We start from the raw sequence: 13,920 nt of genomic DNA, 5'->3' as shown, positions 1-13,920 counted from the left end.
GATCAACTGTGGGAGCGAGCCTGCTCGCGAATGGCGCGCAGCGCCGGCCATTCTCAGGAATTGGTCGGCGGCTTGCGCAACAGGCTGAACGCCATCGCCCCAAGAAACACCACACTCAGCAACAACACCGCCCACAGCCCGATCTTCTTCCAATGGGTCCCAGCCACGGCAGCTGTGGTCGCGGTCGATGACTGGGTAGCCACCACATCCCCCTGAACCATCGCCTTGCCCAATGTCGCCAGTTTCTCCGGTTTGAAATCCGGTATCAGCGTCGTCAACGGCAGATTCGCCGTTTTCACATTCGGATTCCCCAACGCCAGACTGTACGGGCCCTCCCCGCGCGCAAGGAAGATCACCTGCGTCGCCCGCACTGCGTATTTCAGGCTCGGCACCTGTTCACCCAAACCGCCGCCGCGCTCATCCACGGTCAGTTTCAACTGCTGCACGGTTTGCCCGTACAGCTGCAATTCGTTCTGCACCACGTCCTGAGCATTCTGCGTCAGGCGATAGAGCAGACCGCTGCTCAACATCTGCCACGGCAGGCTGCTCTCGCGTCGGCCCGCCAAGGTTACCGGCGCCAGACTGTTCGATTGCTTCAGCTCGACCTGGACCCGCTCGACATTCAGCCCCATCGGCAACTGCCAGGTGTATTCGCCGGGTTTGCTGCTACTGCCCGCCAACGCTTGCGACCAGACCAACGGCAGCGGCACGTTACGCGGGTCGCTGCTTTTCAGCTGGGCCGAGGTCAGGATCGGTGCCGAATTCGGCGATTCCCAGAGCAGTCGCAGATAACGCGCCGATTGCCCCGGCAAAGTCACTTCATGCTGCTCGATCCGCTCATCGGAAAAGGTCAGCCGCGCCACCTGCCCCTCGCCCCACGGCTGCCAACGCTGCAAGTCGTCACTGGCCTCGATGCTGAAACGCTGGAAGCCATCGCGCTCGCTGGTCCAGTCGAGGATCAACTGCTGCAACGGTGCCTTGATCGCACTGGCATCGAGCAACCAGCCGCGCAGCACTTCTTCACCCGCCTCCAACTGACTGGATGGCTGCACCTCAACCAGCGTGCCGTTGGTGGTGGATTGCACCCGGACGTTGGGGGCGCGCTCCGTGGCGTCGGCGGCGTTGTACAGCGGGAACCACTTCACCTCGTGCAACTGGCCGTCGTCGCGGGTTTTCGCCGATTCGCGGGCCAAGGCGTAGGCCTGTGGTTCGCCGGCAGCGTTGAATACACGCAAGTCACTGAGATCGGTCTGGCGCGCCTGCAATTGCGCGCTCAGCGGCAATTCCAGGCGATACCACGGCCCATCGCCCGTCACCGACAGCGGCACCTGCGTGGCGAAGTCCGCCGGTTTTTCCTGAGCGCCGGCAACCATCACCACGCCCAACGCCAACCACCCCAGATTCAGCATGCGACTCAAGATGCAACTCCTTCGGTTTCCGGGGCTGGCTTTTGCGCCGCCGGGTCAGCTTCGATGCGTTTGGGTGGCAGCGGCGCGAAGTAGCCCACCACCAACAGCAATACGCCAACGCCGATAAACGAGACGATCCGGGCGAGGCCGCCACGGTTGCTCAGTTCGACAAAAATCAGTTTGGCCACCACCAGCGCAATCAGCGCTGCACCGATCAGCCAGACTTCGCGACGATGACGCAGGTGTCCGCCGATCATCAGTCCCAGCGCCATCAGCGTCCAGACGATGGACAACCCGGCCTGCACCAGCATAGAAGCGAGCAGTTGATCGAGTTCGAATGGAATGCCGGCCCAGTGGTGCGCAGCGCGGGTCACCAACGCGGTGCAGAAAGCGAACAGTGAAACCCCGGCGACCAGTTGCGTGGCGTAATCGGCGTAGTCCTGACGGATCGACAGCTGCGAAACTGCGCTGCGTGACCAGACGTAAACGCCGAACAAGGCGAACAGCAAACCCAGTTCCAGCGGATTGAGCAGCGGCACGTACGGCAATGGGTCCGCGTTGCCATCGCTGACCCCGTTGGCCAGCCAGAACCACGCAAGCATCAACACTGCCAAAGGCGCGGCGGCATACAGACGATATTCGCGGGCGAACGCCGCCACCGGCCAAGGCCAGTTGCGCGGTGCTGCCGCCAGCAACAGATACAGACTCGGCAGAAGCGCCCAACCCAACCAGCGCCAGGCGTTGTATTGCTCGGACAACAGGAGCAAGCCGTAGCGCAGCTCCAACGCGAGCACGCCGATCAGCAGCCAGCAACCGAGCACATGGGCGGTGCTCAAGGCTCGTGCCGGCAGCGTTGGCGCCAAACGGCGCAAGCTGAAGAAGTGCACAGCGAACACCAACGTCCACGCCACCCAGCCGAAGTCTGCCGCCGGGTGATAACGCGAGTGCCAGGCCGCCAGCAACACCAAGCCTGCCGCGGGGATCAGCAGCGTGCAAAGCAAGCCCAGCGCCGGCCACTTCAAGCGCAGCGACAGCAGCGTCCACAACAGAACACTCAACGCCGCCACCAACAGCAGTAACGTACCTTGCAGAGTCACCGGTGCAAAACGCAGCACCTCACTGACCCACGCCAACGCCCACCAACCAGCGCCCCATACCAGCAAGACTTGGGACAGACGCTGCAAACTCAGCGCATCAAATGCTGAAGCGTGATTGCCCCGTTGCAGGCGCCAGGCACCGATCATCGCCGCCAGCCCCAGCACCAGCGGCGTCCAGAACCCGCCATGGGCCAACGGCTTCAGACCTTCGCCAGACAACGGTCCGAGCAACTCGGGGCCGGCGAGCAAGAACGCCGCGCCACCGATCACCTGCAACAGCAGTCCGAAGACAAAACTCACACGCTGTTGGAGGTACAGGCTCAGCCAGATAATCAGCAAACCGCTGGCGGCCCACACCGCACTCGCCGTTTGCCACGGCAGGACAAACAACACCGCCAGATTGATCAGCACCAGACCGGCCAGCAGCACCACCGACAAACCGCGCAACAGGCGTACGTCGCCGCGCACCATTTCGTCGCGAGCGGCCAAAAGCATGCCGGCGATCAGCGCCAGGCCGATCAAGGATGCGCTGAGCAGACCACTCCAGCCGGCGCTGAATACCGCCGCCGAATCGTCGCCAGCGCCCTGCAGCCGCAGCAGGAACAACGCACCGCCGAGCAATTGCACGCCGAACGCGGTAAACAGGAACGTGCGCGATTGCAGCCGCAGGCCTACAAACAAGGTCGCCAGACCGGCCAACGCCCAACTGATCGCCGTGCCCTGAATGAAGAAGAACAACGGCGCCAGCAGATAAAGGAACGTCAGGCCCAGGCACGCCAATACCGGCAACCCCTGGCGCTCCCAGGGCGAAGCCTGCTCCGGCGTGGCTTTGCGCAGTTGATAGAAGCTGAACAACAGCGCCGCGCCGAGCATCAACGCGCCCAGTGGAGCACCATCGAGCAGGCTGCTTTCGCCGATATTCAATTGGCTGAGAAACGCCAGCGCAGAACCGAACTGCAGCAACAACGCAAAGGCCCGGGCGAACGGTCGATGCTGACGCAAGCCCAGCCAGAAAATCCCTGCGCCCTCCACCGCCCATGCCGCCGACGTCCAGCGTGCATCAAGGCCCAGCGGAATCGCCAGACTGGCGAAAATCACCCCAAGTGCCAGACAGGTTTCGCCCAGCAGTACCGCGCGCCCGCCCATCAACACCTTGGCCAGGCCCATGTAAATCATGCCCAGCGCCAGGGCACTGAATGCGGCGGCGAACTCAAGATGCTGGACCAGCGCAAACTGCAACCCGAAGCCCACGATTGGCGGGCCGAACAGCATCGTTCCGTCAACGTAATCGCCCTTGCGCGCCGACCAGTGCAGCAGCGCCTCGCGATCACCGTCCGCAGGAGCGTCAGGCATATCGAGCAATTTACGCCGGGCAAACAGCAGGCCGATGGCGAGGTACATCAGGAAGAACAGAATCAGGAATGGCTCGGTGCTCCACAGCAGTTCCGGCGCGTACGAGCGCAGGCCCCAGGCGAAGCCAATGCCGAAGGTGCCGACGAAACCGATCAGGTTGAGCAGGCGCCAGGCCTTGAACCAGGCGATGGCGAGAATGCCGGCATTAAGCAGCGCGAAATAACTGAACAGTGCGACATGGTTGCCGGCGCCGGTCGAGGTCAGGATCGGTGCGGCGAAACCACCCAGCGCAGCCGCGGCCGCCAGGCCCAACGCATCTTGCGTGATGGCGAGGATCGCCGAGAACACCGTGACCGCCACCAGCAAACCCAGCGCGGCGGACGGATCAAGCAGCGGATGCAATCGCATCGCCGCAAACACCGTCAGGTACAGCACCGCGATCCCGGTGCCTTGCAACATCAATGCGTAGCCGTTGTTACGCTGGCGCAGCCACCAGCCCAGCGCCAGCAGACCCAATGCCGCGGCCGCGACCCCGGCGTAACGCAATTCGATTGGCACCACCATGCCTTCGGTGGCGTAACGCAGCAGAAACGCCAGACCGAAAAACAACAGCACCACGCCGACACGCAGCACGGTGTTGCCACCGAACAACCAATTGCGTGCAGCGCTGATGCCGCGCTCGACAAGGTTCGGGCCACGGGGTTCGGCGGGTTGCTTGGGTTCGGTAGTGACGGCGTCCAGACGCCAGACATCGTCCGGCAATGGTTGACCGGCTTCGCTGGCGACGGCGGATATTGGCTCAAGTTCGGGCGGCAGTTCCCAAACCAGTTCGGGTGCCGGGGCGTCTTCGACGATGTCGACAGGCTCACTGACCGGTTCAACGCCTGGCGGTGTCACCGCATGAGAAGGCGAGCCTTCCAGCAGAAACAGACGCTGCGCAACGCCTTGCAAAGCCTCCCTGACCTGTTCAAGTTGGTGCTGTTGCTCGGTCATCTGCGTGCCCAGGCGCGCGATGCGGATCGTCTGAGCAATCGCCAGACCCAGCAGCGCACCCAACAGCGCATCACTGAGCGACTCGTCGAGCAGCCAGCCGAGCACCAGCCCGATCAACATGAACATCCATTGCATGGTCGATATCCCTAAGCGGCCCACAGGGGGCGAGTCCGGCAATTGCATCAGTCTAGGCACAAACCTTGTGGGAGCGAGCCTGCTCGCGAAAGCGTTGTCACATTCAACAGAAATGTTGACTGACAAACCGCTTTCGCGAGCAGGCTCGCTCCCACAGTGGCTATGTTGTGCCTGAACCAGCACTGACCGGCGCTCAGTATATCGATCCGGCCCAACAACCGTTGGGCCTTGCGTACATTTTGTTGCGGAAAGTTACTCCAGCGCCTTCCAGATATCCGTGGCGTACTCGCGGATTGTCCGGTCGGACGAGAACCAGCCCATCCGCGATGTATTCAACACCGCCGAACGCCACCAGTTATCAGCGTCATGCCAATGCGCTTCGACACGCTTCTGCGCCTCCCAGTAGGAGTCGAAGTCGGCGCAGACCAGGAAGCGGTCGTAGTCCACCAGCGAATCGATCAGCCCGGTATAGCGCGAAGTGTCATCCGGCGAGAACACGCCGCTGCGGATCGCTTGCAACACATCGTTGAGGCGATGGGACTCCGCGATGTCCGGCGCAGCGCTGAACTCATGGTTCTGTTTGCGTGCTTCAACCTGCTGGGCGCTGAGGCCGAAGATGAACATGTGCTCGGCGCCAATGCGCTCGCACATCTCCACGTTGGCTCCATCGAGGGTGCCGATCGTCAGCGCACCGTTGAGGCCGAACTTCATGTTACTGGTGCCCGACGCCTCGAAACCGGCCGTGGAAATCTGCTCCGAAAGGTCCGCCGCCGGAATAATGCTCTCCGCGAGGCTGACGTTGTAGTTAGGCAGGAACACCACTTTCAACAGGCCACGCACGGTCGGATCGTTGTTCACCACCCGGGCGATGTCGTTGGTCAGCTTGATGATCAACTTGGCCTGGTGATAACTCGCCGCCGCCTTACCGGCGAAGATCTTCACGCGCGGCACCCAGTCGACTTCCGGCTCAGCGCGAATCGCCTGATACAATGCCACGGTGTGAAGCAGATTGAGCAACTGGCGTTTGTACTCGTGGATCCGTTTGACCTGCACGTCGAACATCGCCGCCGGATTGACCGCGACCCCCAGCCGTTCATGAATCAGATGGGCCAAGGCTTTTTTGCTGTGCAGACGTTGTTCGGCGAAGGCTTTGCGGAACGCGGGTTTCTCGGCGAATGGCTCCAGGTCCAGCAGACGTTCTTCAGGGTTGTCGAGCAGGTCCGGGCCGAGGGCATCAACCAGCATCGACGTCAGCTCGGAGTTGGCCTGGTACAGCCAGCGGCGGAAGGTGATGCCGTTGGTTTTGTTGTTGATCCGCTCCGGGTAAAGCTTGTGCAGCTCGGAGAATACGGTTTTGCGCATCAGTTGCGTGTGCAACCCGGACACGCCGTTGACGCTGTGCGAACCGAGAAACGCGAGGTTGCCCATGCGCACCCGACGACCGTTGTCCTCTTCAATCAACGACACCGCGCGCAGCACGTCGAAGTCATGAATGCCCTTGGCGCGCAGCGAATCGATGTGCTGGGCGTTGATCAGGTAAATGATCTGCATATGCCGTGGCAGCATGCGTTCCATCAAACCGACCGGCCAGGTTTCCAGCGCTTCGGGCAGCAAAGTGTGGTTGGTGTACGAGAGCGTATCGACCGTCACTTGCCACGCCGCATCCCATGCCACGTCGTAGACGTCGACCAATTGGCGCATCAGTTCGGCGACGGCAATCGAGGGGTGCGTGTCGTTGAGCTGGATGGCAGCGTGATCGCCCAGGGTCAGCACCGAGGTGTGCGTGTTGCGATGGCGACGCAGCAAATCCTGCAACGAAGCGGCGACAAAGAAGTATTCCTGACGCAGGCGCAGTTCCTGCCCGGCCTCCGTGCTGTCCGCCGGATAGAGCACGCGGGAAATACTTTCGGCACGGGCCACTTCGGCGACGGCGCCCAGGTGGTCACCAGCGTTGAAACGTTCCAGGTGCAGATCTTCCATCGCCCGCGCACGCCACAGGCGCAAGGTATTGACGCTCGCCCCGCGCCAACCGACTACCGGTGTGTCGTAGGCAATTGCGCGGACGGTCTCGGCGGGTGACCAGACTTGCCTGGATTGGCCGCTGGCATCGATGACGGTTTCCACACTGCCACCGAAGCCGATGGGGTAGGCGACTTCCGGACGCTCGAACTCCCACGGGTTGCCGAAATCCAGCCAGTGCTCGGTCTGCTCCTGCTGCCAGCCATCGACGATGGCCTGGCGGAACAAACCGTGCTCATAACGAATACCGTAACCGTGGCCAGCAATGCCGAGGGTCGACATGCTTTCCATGAAGCACGCCGCCAGTCTGCCGAGGCCACCGTTGCCAAGCGCTGCGTCGGGCTCCAGCAGGCGGATGCGCTCAAGATCGACGCCGAGTTCGGTCAGGGCTTCACGCGCCACATCGAGCAGGCCAAGGTTGCTCAGGCTGTCGTAGAGCAAGCGGCCGATGAGGAATTCCAGCGAGAGGTAATACACCCGCTTCTGACCTTTGCGGTAGATCTGCCGGGTGTGGTCCATCCAGTGCTCGACCATGTGATCACGCGCGGCCAACGCAATGGCTTCGAACCAGTCATGGTCGAAGGCGTGATCAGGGTCTTTGCCCACCGCGTAGGTGAGTTTGGTCAAGACGGCGTCGCGGAATGCGGCCACCTCTGCTTCGCGAACTAGTGGTTCTTGAGTCATTGATACGACCTCGGGCGAGCGGGGAATTGTCTGAGCCTAGACGGTCTGACCGACGGCGGAGGCTCTGGTTCGGCAGTATTTCCTGAGACAGTGAGATGGCCCGGCATTACCCTGGCGGATGAGCTAATGAATGCAGGGGCCGTGCCGAATTGTTCGGCAAAATGCCTGCATGCAGAAAAAATCTGGCGAAAGGTTGTTCAAAAATCCACCAGTCCCGGTATGATCGCGCGCCCTGATGCACATGCCTGGTAACTCCCGATGATGAAGCCCAACCTGATTGCCGCCGCCGAGATCGATCGTCTCGATACGTGGGCCAAATATACGGCCCCGATGTGTGGCTCTTGTATCTCCAGCTGCTGCACGCTGCCGGTCGAGGTCAAGATCAAGGATCTGGTGCGCATCGGCGTGGTCGACGAGTTCGAACTGGGCGATCCGCCGAAGAACATCGCCAAGCGTTTGCAAAAGGAAGGCCTGGTTGAACGCTTCAACCAGAAGTCGGGCATCTTCACCCTCCAGCGCATGAGCAACAACGATTGCTACTACCTGGATCGTAAGAGCCGCCTATGCACCATTTATGACAAGCGCCCGGACACTTGCCGCAACCACCCGAAGATTGGCCCACGGCCGGGGTATTGCGCGTACAAGCCGAAGGAAGTCGTGCGCGAGCAGAATTTTCGGGCGATCGAGAAGTTCTGATATTTGCGCAGGGTTTTAGATCCAGCCCCTCACCCCAGCCCTCTCCCGAGGGAGAGGGAGCCGACCGAGTTGTCTTGCGCCGTACATCGACCTGAAACACCCGGTCGGTTATGGATTCGGTACAGCCCGATCAGGTCGGCGTATCGCTAAAGCATCCCCCGATCAGCCCCCGATCCAGTCCCCTCTCCCTCTGGGAGAGGGCTAGGGTGAGGGGCTCTTGATCTTCTGCACAAACCCCAGACAAACAAAAACGCCCCCGGTCTCGCGACCGGGGGCGTTTTCATTAAGCCTGAACTAAATACTTAGATCTTGGCTTTCTTGGCAGCGCGGGTACGCTCGCTTTCGTCCAGGATCTTCTTGCGAAGACGGATGGACTTAGGAGTAACTTCGCACAGCTCGTCTTCCTGGATGTATTCCAGAGCCTGTTCCAGAGTGAACTTCACTGGTGGAACCAGAGCGATGGTTTCGTCTTTACCCGAAGCACGCATGTTGTCGAGCTTCTTGCCTTTGGTTGGGTTGATACCCAGGTCGTTGTCGCGGCTGTTCTGGCCGACGATTTGACCGGTGTAGATCTCTTGACCGTGTTCAACGAACAGCTTGCCACGCGCCTGCAGGGTTTCCAGGGAGTAGGTCAGAGCCTTGCCGGTTTCAACCGAAACCAGAACGCCGTTCTGACGGCCGGACATGTGGCCCGACTTGACGGTGTCGTAGCGATCGAAGATCGAGGTCAGGATGCCAGCACCGTTGGTCAGGGTCAGGAACTGGTTACGGAAACCAATCAGACCACGAGCAGGGATGTTGTATTCCAGACGCACACGGCCTTTGCCATCCGGCACCATGTTGCTCAGGTCGCCCTTACGCAGGCCCATCTCTTCCATCACTTTGCCCTGAGCTTCTTCAGGGATGTCGATGGTCACGTTTTCGAACGGCTCTTGCTTGACGCCGTCTACTTCACGAATGATCACTTCCGGACGGCCCAGGGCCAGTTCGAAGCCTTCGCGACGCATGGTTTCGATCAGTACCGAGAGGTGCAGCTCACCACGGCCGGAAACCTTGAACTTGTCAGCGGTGTCGCCTTCTTCAACGCGCAGAGCAACGTTGTACAGCAGCTCTTTGTCCAGACGGTCCTTGATGTTACGGGACGTCACGAACTTGCCTTCTTTACCGCAGAATGGCGAGTCGTTTACCTGGAAGGTCATCGAAACGGTTGGCTCGTCGACGGTCAGAGGCTTCATCGCCTCGACAGTGTCCGGGTGGCACAGGGTGTCGGAGATGAACAGCGAGTCCATACCGCTGACGCAAACGATATCGCCTGCGAAAGCTTCTTCAACGTCGATACGGTGCAGACCGTGGTGACCCATCAGCTTCAGGATACGACCGTTACGCTTCTTGCCGTCGGCACCGATAGCAACAACCGGAGTGTTCGGCTTGACGCTACCACGAGCGATACGGCCAACGCCGATAACACCCAGGAAGCTGTTGTAGTCCAGTGCCGAGATTTGCATCTGGAACGGACCTTCACGGTCAACTTTTGGCGCTGGAACGTGGTCGACTACCGCTTGGTACAGCGGGGTCATGTCTTCAGCCATGTCGGTGTGATCCAGACCGGCAATGCCGTTCAGGGCCGAGGCGTAAACAACCTGGAAGTCCAGTTGTTCTTCGGTAGCACCGAGGTTGTCGAACAGGTCGAAGATCTGGTCCAGAACCCAGTCCGGACGCGCGCCAGGACGGTCAACCTTGTTGATGACCACGATCGGACGCAGGCCGGCTTCGAAAGCCTTCTTGGTCACGAAACGGGTTTGCGGCATAGGGCCGTCTTGGGCGTCAACCAGCAGCAGAACGGAGTCAACCATCGACATTACACGTTCAACTTCGCCGCCGAAGTCGGCGTGGCCCGGGGTGTCCACGATGTTGATGTGGTAGCCGTTCCAGTTGATGGCGGTGTTTTTCGCCAGAATGGTAATACCGCGCTCTTTTTCCTGGTCGTTGGAGTCCATCACGCGCTCGTCGTTGAGCTCGTTGCGCTCCAGAGTGCCGGATTGACGCAGGAGTTTGTCTACCAGGGTGGTTTTACCATGGTCAACGTGGGCAATAATGGCGATGTTGCGTAGATTTTCGATCACTTGTGTATCTCGATCAGAGGATTCGGTTTGCTGACAAGTCTTGGCAGCGATTAGCAGTAGTGTCCGGCATGGCCGTTACAGCTTGACGGCGGTGTCGGGGGGCCGGTGACGCAGGCCACAGGCAAACAGCCCCGGGCACTTAGCTCGGTCGATAAACGCGCACATTGGCATGCCCCTCACTGAGCAAATGGTGGGCATGCAGGCGACTCATCACGCCTTTGTCGCAATACAGCAGGTACTGGCGAGTAGGGTCCAGTTCCTTGAAACGTGCGTTCACTGCATAGAACGGCATCGTCTGTACCTCTATGCCGGCAAGCTCCAGCGGTTCATCTTCAGCGGCATCCGGGTGACGGATGTCGATGACGATCTGACCGGCCAGCGCTTCACCGACTTCTTCAATTTGCAAGTCCTGGCCCAATTCATCGATGACTCGATCAATGGCGACCAGTTTGGCGTTGGCGAGCGCACGCTCGAGCACCGCCATGTCGAATTCTTTCTCTTCGTGTTCAACGCGGCCACGCTTGGCGGCAGTCTTCGGATTGACCGAGATGACCCCGCAGTACTCCGGCATGTGCCGGGCAAAATCGGCAGTGCCGATTTCGTTGGCCGTGTCGATGATGTCCTGTTTGTGCGCAACGATCAGCGGGCGCAGCACCAGCTTGTCGGTCACGCAGTCGATCACCGACAGGTTCGGCAGCGTCTGGCTCGATACCTGGGAGATCGCTTCGCCGGTGACGAGCGCATCGATGCTCAGGCGGTCGGCGATGACAGAGGACGCGCGCAACATCATACGCTTCAATACGACGCCCATATGACTGTTATCGACTTTGCCGAGAATTTCGCTCAACACTTCTTCGAACGGCACACTGACAAATAGCACGCGTTGCGAGCTGCCGTACTTCTTCCAGATGAAGTGCGCGACTTCCATCACGCCCAATTCGTGGGCACGACCGCCCAGATTGAAGAAGCAGAAGTGCGCCATCAGGCCGCGGCGCATGATCTGGTAGGCCGCAACGGTGGAGTCAAAGCCGCCGGACATCAATACCAGCGTCTGCTCCAAAGCGCCGAGCGGGTAACCGCCGATGCCGTTGTGCTGGCTGTGGATGACAAACAACCGTTTGTCGCGAATTTCCATTCGGACTTCGATTTCCGGCTTTTTCAGGTCGATTCCGGCGGCGCCGCACTCACGGCGCAGCTTGCTGCCGACGTATTTTTCAACGTCCATCGAGCTGAACGTGTGCTTGCCTGCACGTTTGCAGCGCACCGAGAAAACCTTGCCCGCCAGCGCATCGCCGTAGTGCTGTCTGCACTTCTCGGTGATGTCGTCGAAGTCGCCCAGCGGGTACTCGTCGATCTGCAAAAAGTGTGCGATGCCCGGCATGCACGTCAGGCGTTCGCCCATCTCTTTAAGGGCTTTGGCGTCGGTAACACGGGTTTCCAGTTCGAGGTTGTCCCACACACCGTTCACCACCACAGCCGGGTCCAGATCGCGGAGCACGGCGCGGATGTTTTTGGCCAACTGGCGGATGAATTTCGTCCGGACAGGTCGACTCTTGATGGTGATCTCGGGGAAGACTTTTACGATTAGTTTCATGAAAACAGCGCGCGCAGGGCCAGCCGAAAAAGGGGGGCGCGGATTATAGCGGAAATTGCTCAAGGTTTAACCAGTTAATGTGCAGAAGGTTTTGCATGCACCAAAACGGGTCATTTTCAGATCAAGGCGCTACATTAGAGGGCGATAATTTCTGAATTAAGAGGTTTTGCACCTTAATAAGCGTGAATATGGGGCATAAAACCCATGCTGGGGCACTGGCATGCAATTTGCTCCCTTGTGAGGCAGGTTGCCTTGGCAGAGTATTCGCGCCGGCATCACCACTATTAAGGGCATCCACTACCCGCCCTAATTCACCCGGAGGACACTATGTCGAAGTCGGTTCAACTCATCAAAGATCATGACGTCAAGTGGATTGATCTGCGCTTCACGGACACCAAAGGCACTCAGCACCACGTGACCATGCCGGCTCGCGATGCGCTGGAAGACGACTTCTTCGAAGTCGGCAAGATGTTCGACGGTTCCTCCATCGCTGGCTGGAAAGGCATCGAAGCCTCCGACATGATTCTGCTGCCGGACGACGAAACTGCCGTTCTCGACCCGTTCACCGAAGACGCCACCCTGATCCTGGTGTGCGACATCATCGAACCGTCGACCATGCAAGGCTACGATCGCGACCCGCGCGCCATTGCTCACCGCGCCGAGGAATACCTGAAGACCACCGGTATCGGTGACACCGTCTTCGCCGGCCCAGAGCCAGAATTCTTCATCTTCGACGAAGTGAAATTCAAGTCGGACATCTCCGGCTCGATGTTCAAGATCTACTCCGAGCAAGGTTCCTGGATGTCCGACCAGGACATCGAAGGCGGCAACAAGGGTCACCGTCCAGGCATCAAGGGTGGCTACTTCCCGGTTCCGCCGTTCGACCACGACCACGAAATCCGTACTGCCATGTGCAACGCACTGGAAGAAATGGGCCAGACCGTTGAAGTTCACCACCACGAAGTGGCGACTGCCGGTCAGAACGAAATCGGTGTCAAGTTCAACACCCTGGTGAAGAAAGCTGACGAAGTTCAGACTCTGAAATACGTTGTACACAACGTTGCCGACGCTTACGGCCGCACCGCTACCTTCATGCCGAAGCCGCTGTACGGCGACAACGGTTCGGGTATGCACGTACACATGTCCATCTCCAAAGATGGCAAGAACACCTTCGCTGGCGAAGGCTATGCCGGCCTGTCCGAAACCGCTCTGTACTTCATCGGCGGCATCATCAAGCACGGTAAGGCACTGAACGGCTTCACCAACCCGGCCACCAACTCCTACAAGCGTCTGGTGCCAGGCTTCGAAGCGCCGGTAATGCTGGCCTACTCGGCTCGCAACCGTTCCGCGTCGATCCGTATTCCTTACGTCAACAGCCCTAAAGGCCGTCGTATCGAAGCACGTTTCCCGGACCCGGCTGCCAACCCGTACCTGGCTTTCGCAGCACTGCTGATGGCCGGCCTGGACGGTATCCAGAACAAGATCCACCCAGGCGATGCCGCTGACAAAAACCTGTACGACCTGCCGCCTGAAGAGGCCAAAGAGATCCCACAAGTTTGCGGCAGCCTGAAAGAAGCCCTGGAAGAGCTGGACAAGGGCCGTGCGTTCCTGACCAAGGGCGGCGTGTTCTCCGACGACTTCATCGACGCTTACATCGCGCTGAAATCCGAAGAAGAAATCAAGGTCCGCACCTTCGTACACCCACTGGAATATGAGCTGTACTACAGCTGCTGATCCGGTAGCGCCGCGCTACGCGGCGTGACAAAAAGAGGCCTCCTTCGGGAGGCCTTTTTTATTGCAGATCAAAAAACCCCTCC

The 13,920-nt window shown here is 59.7% G+C and carries 7 protein-coding genes; 2 read left to right on the top strand and 5 right to left on the bottom strand.

Translation table 11 applies throughout. From position 1 onward, the window contains the following. Nucleotides 1-53: 53 nt before the first annotated feature. From IEQ42_RS06030 to IEQ42_RS06020, 3 genes are all read right to left on the bottom strand, one after another. A complete protein-coding gene (locus IEQ42_RS06030) occupies nucleotides 54-1,418 on the bottom strand; it encodes a DUF3999 domain-containing protein (protein WP_210702890.1) in 1,365 nt (454 codons plus the stop codon). After that, a complete protein-coding gene (locus IEQ42_RS06025; protein WP_210702889.1) occupies nucleotides 1,415-4,987 on the bottom strand; it encodes a DUF2339 domain-containing protein in 3,573 nt (1,190 codons plus the stop codon). The genes IEQ42_RS06030 and IEQ42_RS06025 overlap by 4 nt, the downstream gene beginning before the upstream one ends. A 252-nt stretch (nucleotides 4,988-5,239) precedes the next feature. Further along, on the bottom strand, nucleotides 5,240-7,690 hold the full coding sequence (locus IEQ42_RS06020) for a glycogen/starch/alpha-glucan phosphorylase (RefSeq protein ID WP_210702888.1): 2,451 nt from the start codon (nucleotides 7,688-7,690) through the stop codon (nucleotides 5,240-5,242). 258 nt (nucleotides 7,691-7,948) lie between these two features. Between IEQ42_RS06020 and IEQ42_RS06015 the strand changes: the two genes are divergently transcribed. Continuing rightward, on the top strand, nucleotides 7,949-8,386 hold the full coding sequence (locus tag IEQ42_RS06015) for a YkgJ family cysteine cluster protein (RefSeq protein ID WP_042557215.1): 438 nt from the start codon (nucleotides 7,949-7,951) through the stop codon (nucleotides 8,384-8,386). Between the two features lie 302 nt (nucleotides 8,387-8,688). Here the strand turns inward: IEQ42_RS06015 and typA are convergent, their stop codons facing one another. Both typA and thiI read right to left on the bottom strand, forming a co-directional pair. After that, nucleotides 8,689-10,509 carry a translational GTPase TypA gene (gene typA / locus IEQ42_RS06010; protein ID WP_042557214.1) on the bottom strand — a complete coding sequence of 607 codons (1,821 nt, stop codon included), beginning with the start codon at nucleotides 10,507-10,509 and terminating at the stop codon, nucleotides 8,689-8,691. A gap of 139 nt (nucleotides 10,510-10,648) precedes the next feature. Further along, on the bottom strand, nucleotides 10,649-12,103 hold the full coding sequence (gene thiI, locus IEQ42_RS06005) for a tRNA uracil 4-sulfurtransferase ThiI (protein ID WP_210702887.1): 1,455 nt from the start codon (nucleotides 12,101-12,103) through the stop codon (nucleotides 10,649-10,651). Nucleotides 12,104-12,430: 327 nt separating this feature from the next. On the opposite strand from thiI, the gene glnA reads away from it, so the two are divergent. After that, a complete protein-coding gene (gene glnA / locus IEQ42_RS06000; RefSeq protein WP_042557212.1) occupies nucleotides 12,431-13,837 on the top strand; it encodes a glutamate--ammonia ligase in 1,407 nt (468 codons plus the stop codon). Nucleotides 13,838-13,920: the final 83 nt, after the last annotated feature.

Origin of the sequence: Pseudomonas iridis, from assembly GCF_017980685.1 — a bacterium.
Classification (GTDB): domain Bacteria; phylum Pseudomonadota; class Gammaproteobacteria; order Pseudomonadales; family Pseudomonadaceae; genus Aquipseudomonas; species Aquipseudomonas iridis.
This window is presented reverse-complemented; position numbering and strand designations above follow the sequence as displayed.

What these genes read in the sequence shown, in the direction of transcription:
- IEQ42_RS06025 (WP_210702889.1), bottom strand. Translation starts at nt 4,987, where the DNA reads ATGCAATGGATGTTCATGTTGATCGGGCTGGTGCTCGGCTGGCTGCTC.
- IEQ42_RS06020 (WP_210702888.1), bottom strand. Translation starts at nt 7,690, where the DNA reads ATGACTCAAGAACCACTAGTTCGCGAAGCAGAGGTGGCCGCATTCCGC.
- IEQ42_RS06015 (WP_042557215.1), top strand. Translation starts at nt 7,949, where the DNA reads ATGATGAAGCCCAACCTGATTGCCGCCGCCGAGATCGATCGTCTCGAT.
- thiI (WP_210702887.1), bottom strand. Translation starts at nt 12,103, where the DNA reads ATGAAACTAATCGTAAAAGTCTTCCCCGAGATCACCATCAAGAGTCGA.
- glnA (WP_042557212.1), top strand. Translation starts at nt 12,431, where the DNA reads ATGTCGAAGTCGGTTCAACTCATCAAAGATCATGACGTCAAGTGGATT.